Here is a 25,658-nt window from a genome sequence, read left to right as displayed (position 1 = left end):
CGGAAGTGCTTAGATTCCGAGCCACGACAGATCCAGTAGCGGGTAGGCGATAAACGCCACGGCATCGATGAAAAAGTGCGCGAGGATCAGCGGCCACACCCGGGAAGTTTTGTGGAAGTACCAGGCAAAGATTACGCCCATGACAATGTTGCCGACACCCGCGGAGACCCCCTGGTACAGGTGGTAGGACCCGCGCAGCACCGCCGAGGCCGCAATACACTGCCAGGGTGTCCACCCCAGCTGCTTCAGGCGCGTGACCAGGTACATCACCACCACGATCTCTTCGCCGAAGCCATTGGCGAAGGACCACAGAAGCGACGTCGGGATCTGCACCGCGGCGGTGGTCGGCACCACCACCTTGGACAGGCCGAGGTGCACCGCGGCGACGTAAAACGCCAGGCCGGGCAGCCCGATCAACGCCGCGAACCCGGCCCCGCGCCACAAATCCGCCCAGCGGGGCCAGCGCCAGCGCTCTTCCAAAAGGAACCACGCCAGCCCGCCCCACGCGAACAGCGTCAGCGCGGAGGTCGCCTGCAGCGCCAGGTCCAGCCAGGGAACCGACGAGGCCGCGTCGTGAATCGTGGTGCTCTGCTGGTTCAGCGGGGCTTTCAACAGCGAGTCCACAAGCCGCAGCGCCGCCCGCAGCCCCGCGGTGCCGAAGGTGACCGCGAGGACGAGCACGATTTCGAGCTTCAGGCGCCGAGTCATGCGCTAACTTTAACGCCATGCAGGATTCGTGGGCGCGCACTATCGCGCAGGTTGTCGGCCAGGAGTACCCCGCCGCCATGCACCATGAGCAGGCTGGCCCCGGCCACCCCGACCCGCGGGCGCTGCACCCGGCGTTTTGGGGGTCGTACGACTGGCACTCGTGCGTGCACATGCTCTGCACTGCGGTGAAGCTGCATATGCGTATCGACGACCACAGGCTCGCCGACCTCCTCGACGAGCGCCTGACGGAAGAGAACATCGCCGCCGAGGCCGAGTACCTGCGCACGCATCCCGTCTACGAGCGGCCGTACGGCTGGGCGTGGGCGATGCAGCTAGTAAAGGAGTGCCGAGGCACCCGGTGGGAGGGTGCGCTCGCGCCCCTTGAGTCCCAGCTGGAGCGCAACATCGCCGCGTGGCTGGGCACGCAGCAGTGGCCGGTGCGCCACGGCGTGCACTCGAACTCGGCGCTGGCGCTACTGCTCATTCACGACGCCGCACCGGCGATGCGCGAGCTGGTGGAGCGCACCGCCCGCGGATGGTTCGGCGACGACCGCGCCTACCCGCACACCTGGGAGGTTTCGGGCCACGACTTCGTCCCCAACGGCCTGGCAGAGGCCGCCCTGATGCGCCGCGTGCTGCCGGCCGGCGAGTTCGCCACCTGGCTGGGCGGCTTCCTCGCATCCGAGGCGTTCGAGTTCTACACCGCGCCGATTCAGGTCGCGGACCCGGAGGACGGCCAGCAGGCCCACCTCATCGGGCTCATGCTCACCCGCGCGTGGTTGCTGCGCGAAATTGGTAGGCCGGAAGGAACACAGGTGCTTATCGACGCAGCTTCGCCCCACCTGACCGGCCAGAATTTCATGGCCACGCACTGGCTGATCACCTACGCGCTGCTCGCCGAAGACGCGCCGGGAGCGTGACATTCGTGTACAAACGTGGCTATGGGAGCCGGTGAGAACCCCCGGGCGGGCAGCCCGAAAGAGCCGTACCAGCAGCTGGTGCGCACCATTGTCGAGCAGATTTCCAACCACGTCCCGGTGGAGGCGTTCTACTCCGTCGTGATCGCCCACGAGGGCAAAACCTACGTCGCCGCGATGGTCCAGCTTGCGGGCCAACCGCCGCAGACCGCGACGATCGACTACGAGAACGAGCACCGCGAGCTGTTCTACGAGGTGTTCTGGCAGGAGGTCGCGGAGACCGGCCAGGGCGGGCCGACGCAGATCTACGCCGCCAGCTTCGCGCCCAAGTCCAACTCGTTTGTCTACCACGGCAGCCACCCGTACGACCCAGCCCAGGGCGTGCCGGACGCAGCTGCGCTGCAGCGCTTCGCCCAGGGACTTCACGGGGCGCACATCAACACAATGGTGCACGCCCACCTCATGGAGCGCTCAGCCATGAAGCCCGCGTACCGCCCCTCGGGCGCCCACCTCACCGAGGAGCTGTTCACCCGGCTCGGCTACGAAGTCAACGAGCAGGCGAAGTACTTCGGCGCAGATTGGGCCGCGCTGAACGCCTTCTTCGCGCTTTCCTCCGGTCCAGACGGCACGAAGCTCGAGCAGGTGGACGCGATTTTCTACATGGAGAACCTCTCCTACATCTACGGCGTGTTCTCCCGCGCCGCGCTTGAGCCCTTCGCCACCGCCTACATTGACGCGCTGGCGGACGGAAAACCGTTCCACCACGCGCAGGTGCAGATCACCGTAAACAGGCAGAACGGCGAGTTCACCAGCAGCGTGTCCTGGGACGATTGGGCCGAGCGCATCCGCACGACCGCGGAGAACTGGAGGGACGTGGCCAACGACACCCACCCGCTGATGCAGAGGCAGCCATGACCCGCGTCGCGTATTTGGGCCCCGCGGGCACGTTCACGGAAGAAGCCGCGCGCCGCTTCGGCATCGAGGGCGCGCAGTACGTGCCCGTCGAGTCGCCGGCCGCGGCCCTTGCCGCCCTGGACGCGGGCGAGGCGGAGTACGCGGTGTGCGCGATTGAGAACTCCATCGACGGCGCGGTGACCACCACCATGGACGCGCTCGCCGCCACCGACAGCGCGCGCATCGTGGGGGAGACCGAGCTGGCCATCGCGTTCGCCGTGATGACTAGGCAGGGGCACAAGCTTGACGACGCCCTCCGGCTCGCCACCCACCCCGTCGCCCACCAACAAGTCACACGCTGGATCGCCGAAAACGCACCGAACACGGAGTTCATCCCGGCGCCGTCCAACGCCGCCGCGGCGAAGATGGTGGCCGACGGCGCCGCCGACGTCGCCGTTGCTCCGGAGCGGGCGGCGGAGCTGCACGGGTTGGAGGTGCACGCCCGCGGTGTCGCTGACGCGGAGACGGCGCGGACCAGGTTCGTGCTCGTCGCAAAGCAGGCTGCTCCGCCGCAACCCACCGGCAACGACCGCACCGCGATTGTCTTCCGCACGAAAAACGAGCCCGGCGCGCTGGTGCGCGTGCTGCAGGAATTCGCGGCGCGCGGGGTGGACATGACGCGCATCGAGTCGCGGCCCACGCGCGAAGAGCCGAACACCTACGACTTCTTCGTGGACCTGGCGGGCCATGCAAGCGACGCGGCGGTGGCGGCGGCGCTTGAGGCCGGCGCCGAACGCACTACCGAGATGCGGCCGCTAGGCACCTGGCCGCGGGAGGGACGATAGCTATGGCATTTACTATGCCGACTGACAGGTACCCATGGGCGGGTAACGCGGTTGAGCGCTTCGAGTACGAAGTGCGCAGCCAGATGCATTATGTGCACGAGAAATTCCCGCTGAGCTTGTTCATGGGGTGCAACCCGAGAGGGCAAGTGTTCTTCTTCGTTCTCGGGGAAAGCGACGGCCAGGTGGGGCTGGTGGAGCTCGACTTCGAGGAGCAGCTGCACCGCCTCATGTACGAGGTGCTGCTTCAGCGCCGCCCGGCCGAGGACCCGTGCTGGGGCCTTGCGGTGCACTACGACCCGGACGCCGACGAGATCCAGTACCGGGGCCTTGACGGCCTGGGCGCCATGGGGGACGAAGAGCGCGCGCTGGAGGTGCAGCGGGTGGCCAAGGAGATGGGCGGGCTCTCTTAAGGGGGATTAGCCCCATCCGAGGGCGTGGAGCTCGTGCTCTTCTAGCCCGAAGTAGTGGCCCACCTCGTGCAGCACGGTCACCTTCACCTCGTGGCGCAGCTGTTCCTCATCCACGCAGATCGCCTCGAGGGCGTTTTTGTACACGAAGACCGCGTCTGGCAAGAACCCGGAGTGGTTCGAGTGCTGCTGCGTTAGCGGTACCCCCTCGAACAGGCCGAGCAGGGTCGGATTGTCCGGGTTGTAGTCCCGCGCCAGGATCACCATGTTTGTCATGTGCTGGGCGAAGTTGTCGGGGATGGTGTCCAACGCGTCGTTGATCATCTCCTCGAACGCCTCGTCGCTGACCGGGAGCATGGCTACTGCACCGGAGCCTGTGCGGGTGCCTGCGCGGGGTCCTGCACACCTGCTGCTGGGTCCTGCGCCGCGCCGGCGGTGGGGTCCTGCGCAGCGCCGGCGGTGGGCGCTGGGGCAGCCGGGGTCTGCTGGTCCCTCAAGGGGCGGCGCTGGGGGCGTTCGGGGGGCGGAGCGTCGTCGATAAGCAACTGCCCACGGCCCTGCGTCGCAGACCCGGTGAGGTTGGCAAAGCCACCCTCCGGGCGTGAGAACATCAACGCGCAGTTGACGCTGTGAGAGCCGCCCTCCCAGGCGGCGGGGGTCTGCGTGGTCCAGAACGGGCGCAGCGCGATCTGGTAGAGGTTCTCCTCGCTGCCCATGTAGTCCTGCGCGGCCTGGGTGCACACGTCCTGGAGGTATTTGTCCTGCTCCTCAACGGCCGGGGTGTGATCCGGGAAAACCTGCTCCAGCGAGACCTGGCTGGTGATCTCCAGCTGGTGCGGGTCCGCGCACTTGACCGCGGTGAGCGTGTTGGACGCGTCGATGGACACGCACTGGCCGGGCTCGAACACGCGGGCCTGGTCCTGGTCCACCACACGCCCAGACGTCAGGATCGGCGCGCCGGCGCGGTCGGTCTCCTGCAGCCCGCACAGCATCGTGCGGTCCCCGCGGGCCCACGCGTCCGCCGGCGGCAGGATCGGTGCGATGGAGTAGCGGCCGTTCGGGTCGTACTTGCCTTCCAGATAACGCAGCGTGCCGGCGCCGCACAGCTCCTCGCGCAGCTGGGCCTGGCGCGTCGGGTTCGGCATCGGCGCCTCCGGGCCGAACTCGGAGGTGGGGTAGGTGGCCAGGTTCTGGCGCAGGGACACCTCGAAGCGGTGCTCGCCCTCGCAGTCCGCCTGCTCGAAGCCGGTGATCGTGCCGTCTTCGGCCACCTGCCAGGTCAGGCAGGCCCCGGCGTCGGCGGTGGTGAACGTCGCCGCCTGGTCGGGCGAGACGGTGGAGCTGGCGGTGGTGGAGGAGGCCTGGTCCCCAGTGTCAGTCTCCGAGGGGTCGGCGGCGAGCGTGTACGTGCCCGCGCCGACGGCACCCGCCAGTGCGGCGATGAGGAAGGAACGCAGCGCGCTCTGTTTCGAAGCCATGGCGGCCCATTATTCCACTTCTCGCGCTACCCGAGTAGTCAGCCGGTAGCGATCCGTGCGGTACACCGAGGAGCAAAACTCCACGTTGTGCGTTCCTGACCGGGCGAAACGCACGATGTGCAGCAGGGCTGTGTCCGGTTCGACGTCTAGCAGCGGGGCATTGTCCGGACCGGCGGTGACCGCGGTGACGGTCTGCTCCGCCTCCGTGACGCCCAGGCCGTAATGCTTGTCCAGCAGGGTGTAGACGGAGTGGTAGACGTCGTTTTCCAGAAGGTCCGGCACCAGGGTGGCGTTGTACCAGGCGTCGTCCACGGCGTACGGTTCGCCGTCGCCAAGCCTCAGCCTGCGCAACCGTATGTGCGTTGCGGTGGGGGCGGTGCCGAAAAACTGCGCGACCTCCTCCGGCGGGGTGGTGCGCTCGCACAGCAAGATGCGTGACGACGCCTCCACGCGCTGCGCCCGCATCTCATCCGAGAAACTCGCCAGGTGCAGGCGCGACACCAACGGCGCCGGGGCGACGAACGTGCCCTTGCCGCGCACGCGGCGCAGCCGGCCCGCCGCCACCAGATCCCCGATCGCGCGGCGCACCGTGATGCGGGAGACTCCGTACTCCTCCTCCAGCGCGCGTTCACCCGGCAGCGGATCGCCGGGGGAGAACTCCGCGGCAATGCGGGACTCCAGAAGCGAGCGGAGCTGCTCGTGCTTGGGCACAGGGCCGTCTGCGATCGGGAGTGTCATACGCCCACCATAGCGCACTGGTTATGACCGGACGCCGTTGTGCCGTTGCAGCATTGGGGGACAATGTAAGGTGAACAAGCGTGATTGATCTGAAGCGTGTGCGCGAAAACCCCGAGGCTGTCCGCGAGTCCCAAAGGGCCCGCGGCGAAGACCCTGCGCTTGTGGACGAGCTGCTGGCCGCCGACGAGGCCCGCCGCTCCGCCATCCAAAAGGCGGACGAGCTGCGCTCCGAGCAGAAGGCGTTTGGCAAGAAGATCGGCCAGGCCGCCCCCGAGGACCGCCCGGCGCTGCTGGAGGGCTCCAACGAGCTCAAGGCCCGCGTGAAAGAGGCCGAGGCGGAGGAGGCCGCCGCGCAAGAGAAGCTGGAGAAGCTGCAGTACTCCATCGCCAACATCATCGAGGGTGCGCCGGCCGGCGGCGAGGAGGACTTCGTCGTAATCGAGCACGTCGGCGAAGTGCCCGAGTTCGACTTCGAGGTCAAAGACCACCTGGATCTCGGCGAGGCGCTCGGCATCATCGACATGAAGCGTGGCACCAAGGTCGGCGGCGCGCGCTTCTACTACCTGGCGGGCGACGGCGCCTGGCTGCAGCTGGGCATGCTCATGCTCGCCGCCCAGAAGGCGCGCGAGGCCGGGTTCAAGCTCATGGTCCCACCCGTGCTCGTGCGCCCGGACGTCATGCAGGGCACCGGCTTCTTGGACGAGCACGACGAGGAGATCTACTACCTCGAGCGTGACGACATGTACCTGGTGGGCACCTCCGAGGTGGCGCTAGCCGGCCTGCACCAGGACGAGATCATCGACCTGTCCGACGGCCCGCTGCTCTACGCCGGCTGGTCCTCCTGCTTCCGCCGCGAGGCCGGCTCCTACGGCAAGGACACTAAGGGCATCCTGCGCGTCCACCAGTTCGACAAGCTGGAGATGTTTGCCTACTGCAAGCCCGAGGATGCCGAGGAGATGCACCAGAAGCTGCTCGGTCTGGAGCGCGAGATGCTCGGCGCCGTGGAGGTGCCCTACCGCATCATCGACGTCGCGGCCGGCGACCTCGGCTCTTCCGCTGCCCGCAAGTTCGACACGGAGGCGTGGGTGCCGTCGCAAGGCACGTACCGCGAGCTGACCTCCACCTCTAACTGCACCACCTTCCAGGCCCGCCGCCTGCACACCCGCTACCGCGACGCCGACGGCAAGACCCAGACCGCCGCCACCCTCAACGGCACCCTGGCCACCACCCGCTGGCTGGTAGCAATCCTGGAGAACAACCAGCAGCCCGACGGCTCCGTGCGCGTGCCCGAGGCACTGCGCCCGTGGGTGGGCAAGGAAGTGCTCACGCCGTAATGGATACGCGCCGATACCGCGGTTTCACGGTCCCGCGGCTCTACGAAGGCATCGCCGCCAACCGCGACGAAGCAGTGGAGAAGTTCTACCAGGGCCTCGTCGGCTTCGCCCGCCGCCTCATGCGCGCGGCGAACATCGAGGTCACGGTCATCGGCGCCGAAAACCTCCCGGCGGAAAGCGGCGCGATGCTCGCCGGCAACCACACCGGCTACGCCGACTTTATCCTGATGGGCACCGGGCCCTACCTGCACGGCGAGCGGCTCGTGCGGTTCATGGCTAAAAAGTCCGTCTTCGACGTGCCCGTGCTGGGCCGGCTGCTCAAGCTGATGAAGCACGTGCCGGTGGACCGCGCCCACGGCGGCGCCTCCATCGCCCCAGCGGTTGAGATGCTGCGCGAAGGCAACCTCGTCGGCATCTTCCCCGAGGCCACCATTTCGCGGTCGTTTGAGCTGGCCGACTTCAAAACTGGCGCCGCGCGCATCGCCCACCAGGCTGGGGTGCCGCTCGTGCCCTGTGTGATTTGGGGCTCGCAGCGCATCTGGACCAAGGATCTGCCGAAACACTTCCGCAACGTGCCCGTCATCGTGCGTTACGGCGAGCCCGTCCACCTCACCGGCGATGCCGAGGCGGACACCGCCGAGCTGAAGCGACAGATGCAATTGCTTCTCGACGCCTCACGGTCCGAATACGCCTCCCTCTACTCCGACGGCGCGGGCGAGGCATGGATGCCGGTCGCCCTCGGCGGCACCGCGCCCACGCCGGAGGAGGCCGAGGAGCTCTACGCTCGGGAACGTGCCGAGCGTGAGGCGAAGAAGCAGCGCAGGAAGTGACGACATGAACGCCACTGGTGATGCCCCGCGCCTGATCATCTCCGACATCGACGGCACCTTCATCACCTCCGCCGGCCGCGTCACCGGCAGGCTGCGCGCAGTGATCGTGCGCGCCGTCGAGTCCGGCGCCCACTTCGGCCTGGCCACGGGGCGTCCGCACCGCTGGCTCATCCCCGTGCTGGAGCAACTTCCGCTCGCACCGGTGTGCGTGTGCGCCAACGGGGCCGTGGTCTACGACCCAGCCACAGACCGGGTGCTGCACGCCTTTGAGCTCTCCCCGTCCGCGATGGCCGAGGTCGTCGAGGCGGCGGAGCGCGTCCTCGCCGATGTGCCGCACGGCTACGGCGTGGAGCGCGTCGGCTCGTCCGCGCTCGACCCGGAAGAGGAGTGCTTCATCATCACCCCCGAGTACAACCGGGACGCCTGGGACAGCCAATTCGGCGTCACCGACACCCAAACCCTGATCAGCCAGCCCGCCGCGAAGCTGCTGGTGCGCTGCTCGTCCATGACCTCAGCGCAGATGTTCGAACTCATCGCGCCAGAGGTAGACCCCGAGCTCGCGCACGTGACCTACTCCATGGACGAGGGGCTGATCGAGGTGTCCTGCCCCGGCGTGAACAAGGCCGCCGGCGCGCGCTACCTGGCCGAGCGCTACGGCGTCACCGCCGCCGACGCCGTTGCGTTCGGCGACATGCCCAACGACCTGGAGCTTCTGCGCTGGGCCGGTGTTGGCGTGGCGATGGGCAACGCGGTGCCCATGCTTCACGACGCCGCCGACCACGTCACCGCCACCAACAACGAATACGGTGTCGCGCGCGTGCTCGAGCGCTGGTTCTAGCTCGCCTGCTGCTCCAGGCCCGCGAGCCAGGTGCGGTACGGCGTGGCAATCCGGTTGGGCAGCTGGTGCACCCCCGGGCGCTGGTCAATGGCGGTCTGGATCTGCGCGATGAACCCGTCGGTGCGCGCGTTATCCCACCCCACCCTGCGCACCACGGCGCCTTGATTCTGAAGTTGGGTTTCGCGGTGGCGTTCACGTCGTAAAGCTTCTGCTGCATCCCCGAACACCCCGCTGTTCTTCTCCAGCCCGTCCGCCTCGAGCACGAGGAAGCCGTTGATGAGCACGTCCGCCCAGGCAACGGTGGGCCATCCATCCGCTTCGGTGATGCGGAACCCCACCTGGAACTCGATGGTCTCCACCCCCGTGAGGCGGCCCTGCGCGATCGCGCGCAAAATCGCATAGCGCACGATGGTCTCCAACGCGCTCGCGGACGTGTCGGCGGAGTAGCAGATCAGTTCACGGAACGCCTTGATGCCGCGGGCGCGGGTGAGGGTTTCGGTCTTTTCCAGCAGGTAATCCGTGGTGAGGTGCTCGTGCTTGAAGCGCGCGGACTCGATCTGCACCAGCGCCTCGAGCGGGCCGTAGTAGCGGAACGAGTCAAACATGGCTCGTATCGCTGTCGCGGTGCGGATGCCGTTGTGCTCCACGAACTCGGCCGCGCGGAGGAGGCCGCCGTGATACACCTTGCGCGGATCCTTGTCACCCCAGGTCCGTGAGTTGCCGGGCAAGGCGAGATCCACCTTTGTTACCCAAGTCTTTGTGGAAAGGTCAAGCCACCGTGCAGCGGCCGGGCCTGTGATTGCTGCGGTTTTGCACTGTGCTGCGACCTTCTTGATCAGATCCAGCTCAGCCTGACGTTTCTCTTGAACTCCCCCCATGACAGGGAGTATTGCACGGTCTGTGCTGCTCGTCCACGCGAGCGCCGTGGGTCGAGTGGGGTGTCTGGGGTGGTGATGTACGGATCGTCTAGCACGGTGGGAACTGCTGCTAGACGATCCGCTTTTGACGCACGCGTTTCCCCAGTTCGTAATGAACATCAGTGCCAGTAGTACGCTGATCGTCTAGCAAGCTGCGGCTGTTGCTAGACGATCCGTGCTGCTAGACGATCCGAGCAGACGTTTTGGTGCGAAACCTGCCCTCAAGCACCCACCACAGCCAGCGCACCCCACCCCCACCCGTAGAATCACGCGCATGGCTTTGATTGCGGCGATTGACCAGGGCACGACGTCGACGCGCGTGTGCATCACACGCACCGACGGCAAGGTCGTCGCCCAGTCGCAGTTCGAGCACGCCCAGCACATGCCGCAAAAGGGCTGGGTGGAGCACGATCCGATGGAGATCTGGCGCAACACGCGCCGGGCCTTGAGTGAGGCGCTCGCGGACGAGGACATCAGCGAGCAGGACATCGACGCGCTCGGCTTGACCAACCAGCGCGAAACCGCCGTGATCTGGGAGAAGAAGACGGCAAGCCGATCTACAACGCCATCGTATGGCAGGACACCCGCACGAACCACGACGGCGACGCCGCGAAGTATCTGCGCAAGACGGGCCTGCTCCACAACTCGTATCCGGCGGCCCCGAAGTGGGCGTGGATCCTGGACAACGTGCCAAACGCTCGCGAGCGCGCGGAGAACGGCGAGCTGCTTGCGGGCACGATCGACACCTGGCTGATCTGGAACCTCACCGGCGGCGCGAAGGACTTGGACCGCGCGCTGCACTTGACGGATGTGACCAACGCGTCGCGCACCCTGCTCATGGATCTGGAGACGCTGCAGTGGGACATGCAGCTTTGCGACGAGCTCCGCATCCCGCCACAAATCCTCCCCGAGATCCGCCCGTCGGTGGGCAACTTCGGCAAGATCCGCCCCCGCGGTCCGTTGGCGGGCGTGCCGATCACCGGCGTGCTCGGCGACCAGCAGGCCGCCCTGTTCGGCCAGGGCGGCATCCGCGAAAAACGACGCGAAGATGACCTACGGCACGGGGCTATTTATGCTGCTCAACACTGGTGCGACGCCGAAGTTCAGCGACCGCGGCCTGCTCACCACCGTGGCGTACCAGATCCAGGGCCAGCCGCCGGTGTACGCGCAGGAGGGCTCGGTGGCGGTGGGTGGTTCGCTGATTCAGTGGCTGCGCGACCAGCTCGGGATCCTGGGTACCGCCGCGGAGTCTGAAACTCTGGCCAGCCAGGTCGAGGACAGCGGGGGAGTGGTGATCGTGCCGGCATTTTCGGGACTGTTCGCGCCCAGGTGGCGCCCTGATGCGCGTGGGGTGATCGTGGGGTTGACCCGGTTCGTCGATAGGCGGCATATTGCCCGGGCCGCGCTCGAGGCGACGTGTTTGCAGGCGCGCGAGGTGGTGTGCGCGATGGGCGGGGAGCCGAAGGCGCTGAAGGTCGACGGTGGGATGACCACGAACGACCTGCTCATGCAGATGCAGGCCGACATCCTGGGCTTGACCATTGAGCGCCCCGCGAACACGGAGACCACGGTGATGGGCGCGGCGTCGGCGGCGGGCATGGGCATTTCGCTTATCGACGAACCGCTCACGCTCGGCCCCGCAACCACCTGGGAAAGCGAAATGGCCGACCCCGAAAGGGACCGGCTTGTCGCCGCGTGGGAGGACGCGGTGTCGCGCTGCCTAAATCTGGCCTAGTTGGTGTTGATGTCCACCGTGTTGGCGGACGGGTTGTAGGTGATGAAGCCGCCTTCGAAGTCCACGCGGACGGTGTCGGCGGTGGGGTTGAACTGCTGCGTCACCGGCATGCCCAGCGGGCCGGCGTCGAGGCCCTGCTGCAGCCAGGCCTCGGCGATCTTGCCTACCAGGGCGATGATTTCGCCTTCGTTGTTGCGGGCGCCGATGCCGTTGGAGTACAGCGCCACGGCCGGGCCGGTCGGGCCGCCGACGCCGGCGACGAGCTTGCCCAGCGTGGGTTCGAGCGCGGTCCACACCTGGGCGGCCTCGCTGGAGCCGAACGCGTTGAGGGTAGGTGCCACGGCCGGGCTGATCTGCTTGGATAGGTCGGCTGCCTGCGCCAGCGTCAGGCCCTCGAAGACTTGGGTGTCGCCGGCGTTGGAGACGGTGGGCAGTTGGTCCTGGGCCGCCAGGAACAGCAGCACCAGGCCGATGGCAGTGCCGGCCACGGTCGCGATGGTGTTCGGGTCGCCGGAGGACAGCGCGGCCAGGGTGCCGTCGGGGGTGCCGTTGCTCGGGCTGCCCTGGCGCGTCGGTGTCGGTGCCGGTGCGGCCCCGGTGTCGCGCGCGTCCGGGTCCGCCGGTGCGACCGGGCTGGTCGCCGTGGTTGACGTGCTGTCGTCGCCGTTCAAGCGGTCCAAGACGGAGCCGATGCCGGAGCGGCCGCCGCCCAGGGAGCGGTATTTCGTGGCTGCGGTAGCGCGGATCACGGGCAGCTTGGAGTACAGGTTGTCGCCCGGGCAGGTGTTGTAGTGGAAGTCGCGGTGGGCGTTGATGTTGTTAAACATCGCGCCCTGGCCGGCTGCGTACTTCGAGCCGCGGAAGTTGCCCTCGGCGACGTGGTAGCTGGAGCCGGTTGGGTCGAAGCCCGCGACGGCAGCCTTCCAGCCTATGATTTCGCCCATGGCGCGCAGCGCGGCCGGGGTGGGCTCGGCCTGCTGGTAGTCGCCCAGCATGGACACGCCCCAGGTGTTCTGGTTGAAGGAGCCGACGTGGGCGCCTTGTGGGCCGCGGTCCATGCCGCCGGCGCGGCCTTCGTAGATGTTGCCGTACTTGTCCACGAGCGCGTGGTAGCCGATGTCGCCCCAACCCAGGTTGTTGGCGTGGTAGTTCCAGATGCCGCGCACGATTCCCGGTGCCTCGGCTTCGGAGTAGTTGTTGGAGCCGGCAGTGTGGTGCACGGTGGCGGCGGTGGTGGGCTCGCTGTAGTAGGGGGCGCTGCTGCGGCCGGCGCCCCACTGCGCGCGGGAGATCACCTCGGGCATGCCGCGGGTGTAGGAGTCGGCAACCGGCTGGATGCCGCCTTGCGCGGTGCCGGTGCCGCCGTCCAGGAACACGGCTTCGATGTCGTTGGCGGTGGTGGGGGCGTCGGAGACGGCCCGGCCGCCTTCAAGCAGGTCCACGTTGCCGGTGGAGACCTGGATGCGTGTGGTGCGGCCGACGTAGATCGGCTCGGTGCCGAACTTGTCGGAGCCCGCCTGCGGGTCTACCGGGTCCATCTCGAACCACTCGGACCAGGCGCCGTCGGCCTTCTGGGAGCGCACGTACGCGGCGATGTCGCGCTCGCCGGTCCAGGTCAGGCCCACGATGGAGAACTCGCGGTCGTTGGTGAACTCCTTGACCACGCGGCGCACCTGCTCTTCTTCGCCGCCTTGGGTGCGGATGGCGGCGTCGTCGACGGTGATGTTGTCGCCGGCCGCGAACGACGAGGTGGTGGTGTAGACCTCCGGGGCGCCTGCGCCGAGGGACTGCACCTGCAGAATGCGGTTGCCGCTGAACGCGTTGGCGGCAACGAGTGCTGTGACGAGGAGGACGGACACGATCACGGGCATGATCGCGGCCCGGGCGGGGTGGGCCGCGCCGCCCTGAATGCTGCGACGTTGCTGCACAGTAATACTCCTGGGGTTTTTGAGGTTCGCTGCGAAAGCAGTGGCAAATGTGACAGAAACGAAGTGTAGTGCAAGTTCAAGTCTCAAGAAAGACTTGAGACTTCTGGGGCGTGTCGTGGCGGAGCTCCGTCGATAGGCAACTGTGCGAAAATAGGCCGCATGGCATACGACCTCATTGTTGTTGGATCGGGTTTCTTCGGCCTCACCGTGGCCGAGCAGACGGCGAGCGAGCTGGGCAAACGCGTGCTGGTGGTGGAAAAACGCAGCCACATCGGCGGCAACGCGTACAGCGAAAACGAGCCGGAGACGGGCATCGAGGTGCACAAATACGGCGCCCACCTGTTCCACACCTCCAACGAGCGGGTGTGGGAATACGTCAACCGGTTCACCGACTTCACGGATTACCAGCACCGCGTCTTCGCGATGCACGACGGCACCGCCTACCAGTTCCCCATGGGGCTCGGCCTGATCAACCAGTTCTTCGGCCGCTACTACTCGCCGGAAGAGGCGAAAAAGCTCATCGAAGAGCAGCGCGAAGGCCTCGACCCTGCGGCCGCGACGAACCTGGAGGAGCGCGGCATCGCGCTGATTGGCAAGCCGCTCTACGACGCGTTTGTGAAGCACTACACCGCCAAGCAGTGGCAGACCGACCCCACAGACCTGCCGCCGGAGATCATCTCGCGCCTGCCGGTGCGCTACACCTTCAACAACCGCTACTTCAACGACACCTACGAGGGCCTGCCCGTCGACGGCTACGCCGCGTGGCTGGAGAAGATGGCGGAGCATGAGCTAATCGACGTCCGCACGAACACCGACTGGTTCGCCGTCGCTTCCGAGATCCGCGCCGAGAGCCCGGACGCACCCGTGGTCTACACCGGGCCGCTGGACCAGTACTTCGACTACGCCGAGGGCCGCCTAGGCTGGCGCACCCTCGACTTCGAGCAGGAAGTGCTCGAGATCGGCGACTTCCAGGGCACCCCGGTGATGAACTACAACGACGCGGACGTGCCGTACACCCGCATCCACGAGTTCCGCCACTTCCACCCGGAGCGCTCCGAGTACCCGTCCGATAAGACGGTGATTGTAAAGGAGTACTCCCGCTTCGCCTCTGACGACGACGAGGTCTACTACCCGATCAACACCCCGGAGGACCGCGAAAAGCTCGAAGCGTATCGACGCCTCGCAGCCGAAGAATCCGAGCAGAACAACGTCCTGTTCGGCGGCCGCCTGGGCACCTACCAGTACCTGGACATGCACATGGCCATCGCAGCAGCGCTGACCCTGTTCGACAACCAGCTGCGCCCGTTCTTCGAGTCCGGCGAGCCGCTGAGCCAGCCGCGCGGGCACTAGGGGGGGGGCGGCATGGCAATTCAAGAGATTTTTGTTCACCCCGACTGTCCGGACTGCGCGGGCGTCATCGCCGAGTATAACGACAACCCGAACAGCTTCGGCGACGCGGAGCTTGTCGACGTCACCGAGCTCGGCAGTCTGAAGCGCTTCCTGCACTACCGTGACCGGCTTTCCGGTTACGCCGCCGCTCGGGACGCCGGCAAGATCGGGGTGCCCTCGAAGGTGCTCGACGGCACCACGGTGGAGTTCTTCGACGCGGTGTAGCGGCCACGGCGGCGCGGTGCCGGGGTCGCCCGGCACCGCTGCCCCAGTCGAGTTATAGACAACTCGAAACAACTCCAAACAACTATCCTGAACTGCGTCGATGGACTGATTTTGGGCGATTTTTGCGGTAAGTTGTTTCGGAGTTGTTTCAAACAACTTTGAAACAACTTTTGTTATTCTGGGCCCATGCTCGATTCGGGTTTTGAGGGTGTGGAGGAGGCGCTGTCGGCGATTGAGGCCGGAGATAGCGCCGATATCTGGGAATCCCAGGTACTGGATTTCAAGGAGGATCCTGCCGTCCACCCGATGAACAAGAACCCCGATGCGGGTCTTGTGGAGTTTCTCATCGACGAAGTTATTTGTTTCTCCAACGCCGACGGCGGTGTCGCCTACATCGTCCTTGGCGTCAATGACAAGAAGGCAGGCCCTGCTGCGTTCACTGGTACTGATCGCTCATGCGATTGGTTGGTGGAAAAGATTTACAGCAAGACGCAGCCTCATATTCAGGTCGAAGCTTCTGAAATCGAGCGCTGTGGCAAGCGTTTGATTGCGTTGCGCATCCCGCGGGGGATGGCGTTGTATCAGCGTTCCAAAGGCCAGGCCAGTAAACGCGTCGGGAAAAACTGTGTTCCTTTGGGGGAGGATGAGCGTCGCAGTATTCACCTGTCCCGTTCGAACCCTGACCTGAGCGCTACTGTGTCTCGACGAAGCCCTGACGATCTCGACCCTAAGGCAATCGAGCAGGCTAAAGCACTCCTTGCCAACCGGAAGCATGCCTTGGGTGATGACTCGCCTGTACCCCAGACGAGTCTTCAACTCTGCAGTGAGTTGGGATTGCTTACGGCCGATGGCGCGCTGACATTTGCGGCAGAAATTCTCTTCATGCAGCCACTGCACAACCGGACGGTCGTGAGACATTTGCTTCGCGACGTGCCCAGTGGCGATCCGAAAGTAACCGAGATCTCCGCACCGTTGATTACTGCGTCAGAACAGCTACGTGCGTTGATTAAGGCTCACACGTCGCAGGAGATTGCGCGAGTGCAGCTCCCGAACGGGCAAGAGTTTCCCATTCCGGCGTTTCCTGCGGCTGCTGTAGATGAAATTGTTTCTAACGCATTCGCGCACCGCGACTGGGGAGCGACCACTGCAATCGTCGTTGATCAGTCTCCGACCAGTCTGACCGTATGGTCTCCTGGTGGTCTCCCCGTAGGCGTGCCCGAGGAGAGGATTCTGACCACCCAATCGATTCCGCGCAACCCGATTCTGATGGGTGCACTGCGACAGTTAGGACTTGCTGAAGAATCTTCGCGAGGCTTCGATCGCATGTGGGTCTCCATGCTTGCTAGTGGTAGGCAAGCCCCCAGTCTGAATGCCGATGGGCCGTTTGTTGAGGTCACGTTGCCCGCCGGAAATGTCGATTCGGCGTTTATTAAGACGCTGTACCTGTTGCGTACTGAGTTTGGTGAAGCGATCTTCAAGAGTGTGGATGGGCTTTTGGTTGCGCGTCATCTAGCGAACAACCAGATTTTGATGACGTCCACGGCAGCTCGACTCATGCAAGTCCCGGAAGCGCAGGCCCAAGAAACCTTGGGGTGGTACGCAAGTCAGGGCTTCCTAGAACCTTTGCGGGATGCTCCTGAGTGGATACTGTCCGCTCGAGCTCGGACGGCCTTTGAGGGGAACGAATCTACTGGGATTGCATCCGTGACTACCGAGGACTGGATCATTGCTCAGTTGCGCGAGGGGCAGTCCCTGAACGCTCGTGAGGTTGCGAATGAACTCGGCGTAGAGCGTGAATCAGTGAGCCGAATCCTTCGCCACCTTCGAGATTTGGGTAAAGCGAAGATTGCCGACGGTAGCCCGACTCGAGGTCCGAGTGTTCGGTGGGTTTCCCTCTAAACAACTCCAAACAACTATCCTGACCTGCTCAGATGGGTTGATTTCGGGTCAGTTTTACGGCGAGTTGTTTCGGAGTTGTTTCAAACAACTCCGAAAAGGGTTGGTTAGGCGCTCAGGGCCGGGGCGACGAAGGTCGAAACGAGGTACCGGTTGATGTCGACGAACGTTGAGATGGAGGATCAGCTTCGGCGACACCTGCTGCCGCCCGTTGTTTAGAAGATCGAAATGGAAGCGGTGTGGTGAGTTTGTGGTAGCGCTTGAGTGGGGATCCGGTAGCGGGTCCCTGCTCAGGCGTTTGTGGGGTTACTGGTTAGCTTCCAGTCTCATGTTGGGTCCTTCGAGGGTGATGATTTCGGCGCCGGCGATGAGTCGGTTGAGGATGGACTCGGCGATGACGGCGTCCGGGATGGATCTGTACCAGTCTTGCGGGGTGAACTGTGAGGTCACGATTGTTGATCGGTTGCCTTCTCGTTCGGAGAGAATGTTGAAGAGCAGGTGCGCGGTGGCGGCGTGACCGGCTCCGGTTTTTGGTACCGGTTGGGCGGGTATCGGGTACTGGGTGTGCGTGTATTGGGTACCGGGGGTAGTTGGGTTGGCAGTCTGTGGTTGACGGCCTGCGCAGTGTGTACGCGCGGGCCGCGTAACCATGGAAGGAGTTTGGTGTGGTCACCAATTACAGGTTGATCATGCTGGCGCTTGTGCAAGGCCGCTCGTGGTCGCAGATCACGTCGGATTTGGGGTGTTCACGCAGCAGTATCGATAAGGCCAGCCGAGTGTTGCGCTCGACTGGAATGGACGAAGACGCAATTACCGCGTTGTCGGCGCAGGAGCTTTCGGAGTTGTTTCCGGATAACCGCCGGCGGGATTCGGACGCGTTTGTGGAGCCGGATTTCGCAGGTATCGCTGCCCGCCGCCGACGCGGTGAGCGGGTGACGTTGAAGGTGGAACACCATAAATACACCCGGCGTCAGGCCGCTTCTGGCCAGCAGCATTATTCCTACCGGCAGTTCTGCGCGCTGTTTGAAAACTACGTCGATGTCAACGACCTGACTGCGCTTTTGACCCATGCCCCTGGTGAGGAGCTGTGCGTTGATTGGTCCGGGGAAACCATGGCAGTTGTTGACCCGTTGACCGGGGTGTCTGTGCGGGCGTATGTGTTTGTGGCGTCGCTGCCACATTCGGGGCTCATCCATGCCAGTGCGTGGCCGGATATGCGGATGCGGTCGTGGCTGTGTGCTCACCGCGACGCGTTGGACTACATCGGTGGCGTGCCGGTGCGCATCGTTCCCGATAACGCCTCGACAGCAACCAACCAGGTTGCACGTGGTGCGACGGTGCGTGAGGTCAACGAGCGCTACCAGCAGTTCGCTGAATTCTACGGTTGCGGGATCACCCCGGCTAGGCCGGGTAAACCCAGGGATAAGGCTCATGTGGAAAAAGCGGTCGATATCGTCCAGACCTGGGTCGTAGAAGCGTTGTCGGGCCAAGAGTTCGCCACGCTTGAGGTACTCAACGCCGCTATTGCAGCACAGGTTGACTGGATCAACGACCGGGAAGGATTCCGGGGCCGGAAAACAACCCGCAGGCAGCTGTTTGTTGAAAGCGAAGCAGAAGCGTTGCGCCCGCTGCCTACGCAGCGCTGGTCGTATTCCACGTGGCGCACCGCCAAGGCCGGGGTGAACTACCACGTCCAAGTGGAGAAGCATTTCTACTCTGTGCCGTGGAGCTTCGCCGGTAAAAGTGTCGACGTGCAGATCTTCGACGATGTCGTCGACATCTTCAGCGCGGGTGAGCGTATCGCTTCCCACCTGAAGAAACCGGGCAATATGCAGTACTCCACAGATAAAGAGCATGTGCCGGCAAAGCACCAAGACTTGGCCACGAAGTGGGATCGGGGCCGGATTGAGTCATGGGCTCAAAGTATTGGGGCCGCAACCTACGAACTCATCCGCCAGATGTTTCACGCCCGCCAAGTTGAAGCCCAAGCCTACAATAGCGCCCTTGGCGTGTTGGGCCTGTCGAAGAAGTACTCCCGCAGCTTGCTTGAACAAGCCTGCCAAGACGTCCTCGATTCCCGCATGGTGCCGTCGGTGCGCAAAGTCCACGACACCATCAAAGACCTCGAAACTCGCACCGCCACTGCCACAGGTGGTGCGCAATCACCAACATCATCTGCTGCGTCAACTAGGCCGGTGGCGCGTCGCGCCCCAGCTGCGCAGGTGTCGCATGTACGGGGCAAAGCAGCGTTCGAGTTCAGTGAGCTTGAATTCGGTGAGGAGGCGTAGAAGCATCATGGCGTTAACCGATGAAGATTTCGACAAGCTCGGCTCGCTGCGCGGGATGCGCGTGTTCGCCGCGACGATCCAAGAGATCGTCAACGACCCCTCGCGCGATAACGACTCCTTCGAAGACAAGATCAAAGAAGCCCTCGAAGCTCAACTCACCGCCCGCGACAACAAGGTCATCCAGACAAGGTTGCGTGAAGCGAAACTCCTTGGCTCAACCGCCGCACTCGAGCGCTTCGATGCCTATCCTGGCCGCGGTGTAACCCAAGACCGCATCGACCGGCTCGCCACCTGTGAATGGGTCGACTACGGCAAAGACCTCATCATCGTGGGAGCTACCGGCACCGGTAAAAGCTTCCTCGCTCAAGCCCTGGCCGTCGCGGCGTGCCGCAAAAAACTCACCACCCGCTACTTCCGGCTTAACGACCTGGCCAACGATTTCGACGCTGCGGCTGAGCATCCCCAGGCCCGCAAACAACTCCTCGCCGACTTGCAGGCCCCGGCACTTGTCGTCATCGATGACTTCCTCGCCACCGATGTCTCAGCGCACGCGTTGAACCAAGTGTTCAACCTGCTCGTCGGGCGTGAGCATGCCTCTACCGTGATCGCCAGCCAGCACGAACCCGATTACTGGTACGACGTGTTCTCAGAGGCAGCACTGGCGGACGCGGTGATGTCCCGTCTTGCCAACCACGGCTCGAAACTCACCCTGACGGGAGAAGACATGCGAACCCGCGACGACATCAAACAAGAAAGGATGGGCCCTGCCATACCCAAACGGCTGCGTCAACCCCAGAAGCCGTAACCGGGGGTAAAAAACGGGTACCGGCAACCACCAACACCCCGGTACCCGATACCGCCCTACCGGTACCGAAAAGAAACGCCCGTCAGCGGCGTCGACTGGGGTGGTGAGGAAGTCGTCGAGGACTAACACGTCGACGCTGATCAACTCGCGGGTGAGTTTGAGCCGGGCTGGGTCGTCGAGCGGCATCACTGCGAAGTGCGCGGCAAGCATGTCGGTGCGGTAGAACCTGGCGGAGTAGTCGTTGCGGCATGCTGCGGTGATCAGAGCTTGGGCGAGGTAGGTCTTGCCGACTGAGGATTTGCCCAAGATGACAATGTTTTGGCCCAGGTGGCACCATTGTCCGTGAGCGAGTCGGCTGACTTGTTCTGGGTTGATGTTGCGGTCAGGTGCGTAGACGACGTCTTCGAGGCAGGCATCGGGGTTTGGCGATCGTGATGCCTTGAGCAGTTTGTTGATGCGGCGTTCGCGTCTGGCCGCGACTTCTTTGTCGAGTGCGTAGAGCACCTTTTGGGAGAAGGTCCACGTGTCGAAGGCTGGGTCGTTGGCGATGTCGATGACGCTTTTGCCGAAGGCTGTCATGCGCATCGCTGTGAAGTCCGCGAGGACGGATTCGTCGAGGAAACGCTCTTGAGGCGGGGTCGGTGGGGTCATGGCGTTGTGGTTCCTTTCTTGATGAGGTTGTCCAGACTGAACTGTGCTGCGCCACCGAGGTAGGCGCCGCTGGTGTCGCGTGTGGCAGCGGCGGGTGCGTGGGCCCGATGCCCAGGTGTGGCCGGTGCCGGTTGGTCGAAGCCGTGTGGTCGGGTTGCGGCTTCTTTGCGTACGGCGGCCATCATGTTTTTGACCGCGGTGTAGGACACCGCCCGGCGGGTCCCGTCGGAGGAGACCAAGCGCTTACATGCTTCTTCCAACACGAGCTTGTTGGCGTGTTTGCCCATTGACAGCACGTTTCTGCACGATTGGTACGCCTGGGCCGGGATTGCTTTCGCCGCGATCATTTCCTCGATGACGGTGCGTGTCGCCGGGCCGATCTTTTGGGCTTCGCGCAGGAAGTAATCGCTCGTCCACAGTCCTTGGGTGTGATCCATGTTCGCCGGTATGTGGTCGGCATCGGTGACATACGCCCCGCGGGTGTGGGCAAGCGTGTGGGTTGTAACGGCACGGCCACCATCGAAGACCGTGAGCACTTGCCCGGTGATGCGCACATCGACAGTGCGGCCAACGAGCTGGTGCGGCACGGAGTACCGCACGCTAGCTACGGTGATGTGGAAATCTGGGGCGATCTTGGCGCGTTTCCACTCGGTGCGCTGCCACGGGGTATCGGGAAGCGCTGTCAACAGGTGCCTTTCATGCGCATCGAAAATGTCTTTGCGGCTTGACTGCTGGTGACGAAACGGTACCGCCTGGTTGATCTGGTCAACCAACTGCCTAATGCGTGTGTTGAGTTCGTCAAGGTCGACGCACTGGTGGCCATCGAGTGCGTGGATGACCTTGTGGGTGACGATCTTGACTGCGGCTTCGACATTCGCTTTGTCTTTCGGCCGTTTCGCCCTCGTGGGCAGTGCTGCGGTGTTGTAATGCTCCAAAAACTGCTCGTAGGTGTCGTTGACCTTGCGGTTTCGATCCGCCGCGCTGATCGCGTTCGACGCAGTCGAGGCATTATCCGGCACCACAACCTCAGGCACGCCCCCGAAGTAGGCGAACGCGTGGTGGTGGGCATCAAGCCAGGAATGCTGGCGCTCATCCGGACATGCGAGGGCAAAAATCATCCCGGAATACGGCATTGAGGCAACAAGTACGCTGACCTTCACCCCCGGCGCGCCATAAGGGTCTAACAGGCGCATCTTGGTGCCTGCCCAATCCACCTGCATGGTGTGCCCCGGAGTGTGGGTGATGCGTGCGGTCAAACCGGCCGCATCGACATGAGACGCCACCAACTGTCGAAACCGGTCGTAGCTGTAATGGAGCTGGCCGGGTAAAGCAGGTGTGGTGGTGTAGCGCGCCCACAGCACTTGCAGTGTCTGCTTGTTACGCCCCGTGCGGGCTTTGACCACCGCATCAAAATCGATAGGGACGAACTCGCCCTGGCCGGTACTGCGCCCATCTACGAATAACTCGTCGAGCTCATCATCCGTCAACGCCAAAACCTGGTCGACGGTGCGAATCCCAAGGGATCGAAGCACCTGATTCGACCGGGAAATCGTGCGGTGCGAGCACCCGAGCTGTTGTTCAATCTGGCGGTACGAACGCTGCTGCACAAGCAGCTTCATCACCGCCCGGTAATCCGTCATCAGCGGACTCCTTCCGGTAACCGGCTACACCCCTGTGGTGCAACCACCCGAAAGCATCACCCGCCACCGCCAACCCCGCTACCGGAAACCCACTGAACCGCTACCCGAAAGTCACCACACCGCTACCAACTAGCCGGTCGCAACACCCGTGGTGCCCCGTACACTGACCCATCGTGGGAACTTTCATAGCACTTATCGGCCTGCTGCTGGCCACCGTCCTCGTCGCCGCGATCGGTGAACGCACCGGCCTGCCGTGGCCGGCGCTTCTGACCGTGGTGGTCGCACCGGTGATCTTCATCCCCGGCATCGACACCGTCTCCATCGATCCGCACTTGATCTTGCCGATCTTCCTGCCGCCGCTGCTGTGGTCGCTGGCCCGGCGCACGAGCTGGGGGCAGATCGGCTCGCAGCTCAACGTGGTGCTGACCATGTCGATCATCCTGGTGTTTCTCACCATCGCCGCGCTGACCGCCACGGCGATGTGGATGCTGCCCGGGCTTAGCCTGGCCACCGCGATGGTGCTCGCCGCCGCGATTGCTCCGCCGGACCCGGTGGCGGTGGACGCTGTGGCTGGCCCGGCCGGTATCCCGAAACGCATCACCGGCACGCTGCAGACGGAGGGGCTGTTCAATGACGCCGCCTCCATCGTGACCTTCAACGTCGCGATGGCGGCCGCGGTCGCGAACGGCGAGGTCGACTTTGGCAAGGGCGTGTTGCAGTTCCTCTACGCCGCCATCGCCGCGGTGCTGATCGGCCTGGTTGTGGGCAGGTTGGCCGCTGTCTTCGCCAACTCCGTGCCCGATTCCGTGATCCGCACAGCGTTTACCTGGGTACTCCCGTTCGCCATCTACGCAGGCTGCGAGGCCATCGAAGCCTCCGGCGTCATCGCGATTGTCATCGCCGCGGTGGAGATGTCCTCGCGCTCCACCATGACCGCCGAGGACCGCCTGACCGGACACTTCTTCTGGGAGACGGTGGAGCTGCTGTTTACCGGCGTGGCGTTCGGCCTGATCGGCATGAGCGTGCGTGACGCGCTGGACACCGCCGGCACGCACATCTGGCAGGCGGTGCAGGTGGGCGTTGTCCTGTCCGTCGTCGCGTTTGCTGTGCGCTTCGTGTGGATGTGGGTGCTGTACAAGCTCAACGAGAAAAAGCACCGAACGAACGTCTCTCCGCTGCGGCTGCAGGAGGTTCTGCTCATGGCGTGGGCAGGCATGCGCGGGCTGGTCACGTTGGCGCTCGTGCTGGCAATCCCGGCATCAGCGACGAGCTACCACCACGAACTGTCGGTCATCGCGCTGACCGTGCTCACTTGCACGATGGTGGTGCCGGGGTTGTTGCTGCCGTGGCTCGTGGACAAGCTTGACCTGCAAAACGGGCCTGGCGCCGACAAGGCGCTCGAGGAGCTGAACCAGCGGGCGTACGCGGCTGCGCGTAAGGCGGTGCGCGAGCACGGCGAGGAGTACCAGCCCGAGGCGTACAAGATGGTGCAGGAGTGGCTGGACTCGATTGCGGAGAAGCGCTTGCAGGATCCGGAGGGCTCTGAGGAACGCAAGGAGGCGTTTCTGCGGGCCCGCGCTGGGGCGGTGCAGATGCAGGAGGTTGCCCTGCGCGCCGCCAGCCGCGAACTGCAGCAGGCGCGCCGCGAGCGCCGCTACAACCCGTCCGATGTCGACGCGGTGCTCGCCGACCTGGACCGCCTCATCCTCGCGCGCGACCGCAAGGCTCTCACCGGCCCGAGCAGCTTGTGGGAGCCGAAGTAAGGGGCTTTTGCCTATCGACGAGCCCTGACCCACCCCGTTTTCAAAATGCCAAGCAGATCGCTTTCAAAACGCCAAGCAAACCGTTTTCAAAATGCCAACCAAATCGTTTTCAAAACGACAACCTAGATCGTTTAGCTGGTAATATGCAGCGGTATGGAAAATGGGTATATTCCACGACTGGCGGATGCTGAATTAGAGCGATCGCTCCGCAGGCAGGGCGGTGTCCTTATTCAGGGGCCGAAAGGCTGCGGGAAAACTGAGACGGCAAAACAGCAAGCTGCGAGTTTTCTTAACGTAGAAACGGACCCTGGCGTCACTCTCGCTATGGATAATGACCCGCGGCTGCTGCTCGAAGGTGCCACGCCGCGCCTCATCGACGAATGGCAGTTGCAGCCGAGACTGTGGGATTTCGCGCGGCACGCCATTGACGAGCGTCAGGCGAAGGGGCAGTTCATCTTCACCGGTTCCACGGCCCCAGGGGCGGACACGACGAGCCACTCGGGTGCCGGCCGGTTCGCACGAATGACGATGTCGACGATGACCCTTTTTGAAACCGGAGAATCGGATGGGTCGGTTTCGCTTGCCGCGGCAGTTGCAGGGGACCCGTTGCCGTTTTCGGCACCAGCGTTAACACTGCCGCAGCTGGCGGAACGAGTGTGCCGGGGTGGCCTTCCTTACAACGTTGGTCTCCCATTTGAAGATGCGCTTGAAAACGTCCGGGACTACGTACAAACCGTTGCGGCCGTGGATGTCCACGCCCCTGGCAGAGTGAATCGTGATTCAGAGCGGGTGAGGCGGATGATCCGTTCGTTAGCTCGTGGCGTGGGTACCGAGCTCGAGCTGCAAACCATCGCGACCGATGCCGATACCTCGCGGGAAACAACCCGGGACTATCTCGATGCTCTCGCGAGCATCTTCGTCTCTGTGGACCAGCCTGCGTGGTTCACGCACCTGCGCTCTAAAGCGACGCTGAGGAAAGCGCCGAAGCGCCATCTCGCTGACCCCTCTTTTGCTATGGCAGCGCTGGATCGAGGGCCGGAGCATCTACTTCGGGATCCGGCTTATTTCGGCCAACTTTTTGAGTCACTCGTTGTGCACGAACTACGTGCGCTCACGGGCAGAACGGTGTACCACGCCCGGCTTAACACGAAGCTGGAGGTTGACGCGGTCGCGAACGTCGGCGGCCGGGACGTGCTAGTCGAAGTGAAACTGGGCTACACCCCAGAGGTGATTGAGCATGCGGCCGACACACTCAAGCGGTTCGCAGGGCACCTTAGTGACGACCCAGCCTTGGTGGTGATCACCTCGGGAGGCCCCGCGCTACGCCGCAACGACGGTGTGGCAGTAATTCCTATTGGGGCTCTGGGGCCGTAGCTAAATGCTAGTTTCGGAGGAGTGGCCCATTTGTGTGGCAGCAGTAAGAACCTTTGCT

General features: G+C 64.1%; 22 protein-coding genes and 2 pseudogenes. 15 read left to right on the top strand and 9 right to left on the bottom strand.

Going from position 1 to position 25,658, the window contains the following annotated elements; all coding sequences use genetic code 11:
* Positions 1 to 9: 9 nt before the first annotated feature.
* Positions 10 to 708, bottom strand: coding sequence for a CPBP family intramembrane glutamic endopeptidase (locus tag ACX1NL_RS11020; RefSeq protein ID WP_458898179.1), 699 nt, complete (start codon positions 706 to 708; stop codon positions 10 to 12).
* Positions 709 to 725: 17 nt separating this feature from the next.
* Here ACX1NL_RS11020 and ACX1NL_RS11015 point away from each other — a divergent pair, with 17 nt between their 5' ends.
* The 4 genes from ACX1NL_RS11015 to ACX1NL_RS11000 are packed head-to-tail and all read left to right on the top strand — an operon-like array spanning position 726 to position 3,774.
* Entirely contained in the window at positions 726 to 1,628 is a 903-nt protein-coding gene (locus tag ACX1NL_RS11015; protein WP_458898178.1) for a DUF2891 family protein, read from the top strand.
* Between the two features lie 21 nt (positions 1,629 to 1,649).
* Positions 1,650 to 2,540, top strand: a complete 891-nt coding sequence (locus ACX1NL_RS11010; RefSeq protein WP_239356119.1) for a hypothetical protein — start codon at positions 1,650 to 1,652, stop codon at positions 2,538 to 2,540.
* Positions 2,537 to 3,364, top strand: a complete 828-nt coding sequence (pheA, locus tag ACX1NL_RS11005; RefSeq protein WP_311389080.1) for a prephenate dehydratase — start codon at positions 2,537 to 2,539, stop codon at positions 3,362 to 3,364. The genes ACX1NL_RS11010 and pheA overlap by 4 nt, the downstream gene beginning before the upstream one ends.
* A 2-nt stretch (positions 3,365 to 3,366) precedes the next feature.
* A complete protein-coding gene (locus ACX1NL_RS11000) occupies positions 3,367 to 3,774 on the top strand; it encodes a hypothetical protein (RefSeq protein WP_458898177.1) in 408 nt (135 codons plus the stop codon).
* A 6-nt stretch (positions 3,775 to 3,780) separates the two neighbouring features.
* Here the strand turns inward: ACX1NL_RS11000 and ACX1NL_RS10995 are convergent, their stop codons facing one another.
* From ACX1NL_RS10995 to ACX1NL_RS10985, 3 genes are read right to left on the bottom strand one after another with little or no spacing between them, the layout of a single operon-like run.
* Complete coding sequence (locus tag ACX1NL_RS10995) at positions 3,781 to 4,128, bottom strand: metallopeptidase family protein (protein WP_239356117.1); 348 nt, start codon at positions 4,126 to 4,128, stop codon at positions 3,781 to 3,783.
* A gap of 2 nt (positions 4,129 to 4,130) precedes the next feature.
* Positions 4,131 to 5,249 (bottom strand): septum formation family protein, encoded by a 1,119-nt coding sequence (locus tag ACX1NL_RS10990; protein WP_458898176.1) that lies wholly within the window; start codon positions 5,247 to 5,249, stop codon positions 4,131 to 4,133.
* A 9-nt stretch (positions 5,250 to 5,258) separates the two neighbouring features.
* On the bottom strand, positions 5,259 to 5,987 hold the full coding sequence (locus ACX1NL_RS10985; protein ID WP_239306127.1) for a GntR family transcriptional regulator: 729 nt from the start codon (positions 5,985 to 5,987) through the stop codon (positions 5,259 to 5,261).
* Positions 5,988 to 6,067: 80 nt separating this feature from the next.
* On the opposite strand from ACX1NL_RS10985, the gene serS reads away from it, so the two are divergent.
* The 3 genes from serS to ACX1NL_RS10970 are packed head-to-tail and all read left to right on the top strand — an operon-like array spanning position 6,068 to position 8,989.
* Positions 6,068 to 7,321 carry a serine--tRNA ligase gene (gene serS, locus ACX1NL_RS10980; protein ID WP_458898175.1) on the top strand — a complete coding sequence of 418 codons (1,254 nt, stop codon included), beginning with the start codon at positions 6,068 to 6,070 and terminating at the stop codon, positions 7,319 to 7,321.
* Complete coding sequence (locus ACX1NL_RS10975; protein ID WP_458898174.1) at positions 7,321 to 8,151, top strand: lysophospholipid acyltransferase family protein; 831 nt, start codon at positions 7,321 to 7,323, stop codon at positions 8,149 to 8,151. Before serS ends, ACX1NL_RS10975 begins: the two co-directional genes overlap by 1 nt.
* 4 nt (positions 8,152 to 8,155) lie before the next feature.
* Positions 8,156 to 8,989 (top strand): HAD family hydrolase, encoded by an 834-nt coding sequence (locus ACX1NL_RS10970; protein ID WP_458898173.1) that lies wholly within the window; start codon positions 8,156 to 8,158, stop codon positions 8,987 to 8,989.
* On the opposite strand, the gene ACX1NL_RS10965 is transcribed toward ACX1NL_RS10970, so the two are convergent.
* Entirely contained in the window at positions 8,986 to 9,867 is an 882-nt protein-coding gene (locus ACX1NL_RS10965) for a hypothetical protein (protein ID WP_458898172.1), read from the bottom strand. The two genes, ACX1NL_RS10970 and ACX1NL_RS10965, sit on opposite strands and share 4 nt — an antisense overlap.
* A 313-nt stretch (positions 9,868 to 10,180) precedes the next feature.
* Between ACX1NL_RS10965 and glpK the strand changes: the two are divergent.
* Positions 10,181 to 11,641: pseudogene (glpK, locus tag ACX1NL_RS10960) on the top strand (glycerol kinase GlpK).
* Here the strand turns inward: glpK and ACX1NL_RS10955 are convergent.
* On the bottom strand, positions 11,638 to 13,569 hold the full coding sequence (locus ACX1NL_RS10955) for an N-acetylmuramoyl-L-alanine amidase (protein ID WP_458898171.1): 1,932 nt from the start codon (positions 13,567 to 13,569) through the stop codon (positions 11,638 to 11,640). The pseudogene glpK and the gene ACX1NL_RS10955 overlap by 4 nt on opposite strands.
* A 159-nt stretch (positions 13,570 to 13,728) precedes the next feature.
* On the opposite strand from ACX1NL_RS10955, the gene glf reads away from it, so the two are divergent.
* From glf to ACX1NL_RS10940, 3 genes are all read left to right on the top strand, one after another.
* On the top strand, positions 13,729 to 14,919 hold the full coding sequence (glf, locus tag ACX1NL_RS10950) for a UDP-galactopyranose mutase (protein ID WP_458898170.1): 1,191 nt from the start codon (positions 13,729 to 13,731) through the stop codon (positions 14,917 to 14,919).
* A gap of 12 nt (positions 14,920 to 14,931) precedes the next feature.
* Positions 14,932 to 15,183 carry a hypothetical protein gene (locus ACX1NL_RS10945; protein ID WP_301614837.1) on the top strand — a complete coding sequence of 84 codons (252 nt, stop codon included), beginning with the start codon at positions 14,932 to 14,934 and terminating at the stop codon, positions 15,181 to 15,183.
* 186 nt (positions 15,184 to 15,369) lie between these two features.
* On the top strand, positions 15,370 to 17,082 hold the full coding sequence (locus ACX1NL_RS10940) for an RNA-binding domain-containing protein (RefSeq protein ID WP_458898169.1): 1,713 nt from the start codon (positions 15,370 to 15,372) through the stop codon (positions 17,080 to 17,082).
* A 303-nt stretch (positions 17,083 to 17,385) separates the two neighbouring features.
* Here ACX1NL_RS10940 and ACX1NL_RS10935 read toward each other — a convergent pair whose 3' ends face one another.
* On the bottom strand, positions 17,386 to 17,529 hold the full coding sequence (locus tag ACX1NL_RS10935; RefSeq protein WP_458898168.1) for an ATP-binding protein: 144 nt from the start codon (positions 17,527 to 17,529) through the stop codon (positions 17,386 to 17,388).
* Positions 17,530 to 17,744: 215 nt separating this feature from the next.
* On the opposite strand from ACX1NL_RS10935, the gene istA (ACX1NL_RS10930) reads away from it, so the two are divergent.
* Together istA (ACX1NL_RS10930) and ACX1NL_RS10925 are read left to right on the top strand one after the other, a co-directional pair.
* A complete protein-coding gene (istA, locus tag ACX1NL_RS10930) occupies positions 17,745 to 19,367 on the top strand; it encodes an IS21 family transposase (protein ID WP_448239028.1) in 1,623 nt (540 codons plus the stop codon).
* Positions 19,309 to 20,049 (top strand): annotated as a pseudogene (locus ACX1NL_RS10925) (ATP-binding protein); the annotation flags it as partial. The gene istA (ACX1NL_RS10930) and the pseudogene ACX1NL_RS10925, both read left to right, overlap by 59 nt.
* Here the strand turns inward: ACX1NL_RS10925 and ACX1NL_RS10920 are convergent.
* The gene (locus ACX1NL_RS10920; protein ID WP_458898167.1) at positions 20,014 to 20,823 is read right to left on the bottom strand and encodes an ATP-binding protein; all 810 of its coding nucleotides are present in this window, start codon (positions 20,821 to 20,823) and stop codon (positions 20,014 to 20,016) included. The pseudogene ACX1NL_RS10925 and the gene ACX1NL_RS10920 overlap by 36 nt on opposite strands.
* Positions 20,820 to 22,463: an IS21 family transposase gene (gene istA, locus ACX1NL_RS10915; protein ID WP_458898166.1), complete on the bottom strand. Its 1,644-nt coding sequence runs from the start codon at positions 22,461 to 22,463 to the stop codon at positions 20,820 to 20,822. Before istA (ACX1NL_RS10915) ends, ACX1NL_RS10920 begins: the two co-directional genes overlap by 4 nt.
* Positions 22,464 to 22,636: 173 nt before the next feature.
* Here istA (ACX1NL_RS10915) and ACX1NL_RS10910 point away from each other — a divergent pair, with 173 nt between their 5' ends.
* Together ACX1NL_RS10910 and ACX1NL_RS10905 are read left to right on the top strand one after the other, a co-directional pair.
* On the top strand, positions 22,637 to 24,226 hold the full coding sequence (locus ACX1NL_RS10910) for a cation:proton antiporter (RefSeq protein WP_181889235.1): 1,590 nt from the start codon (positions 22,637 to 22,639) through the stop codon (positions 24,224 to 24,226).
* Between the two features lie 153 nt (positions 24,227 to 24,379).
* Positions 24,380 to 25,600: an ATP-binding protein gene (locus ACX1NL_RS10905; protein WP_311389091.1), complete on the top strand. Its 1,221-nt coding sequence runs from the start codon at positions 24,380 to 24,382 to the stop codon at positions 25,598 to 25,600.
* Positions 25,601 to 25,658 lie beyond the last annotated feature (58 nt).

It is taken from the genome of Corynebacterium sp. CQ3829_602738, assembly GCF_054478435.1.
Note: the sequence above shows the minus strand (reverse complement) of the source record. Positions and strands in the feature narration are given on the sequence as shown.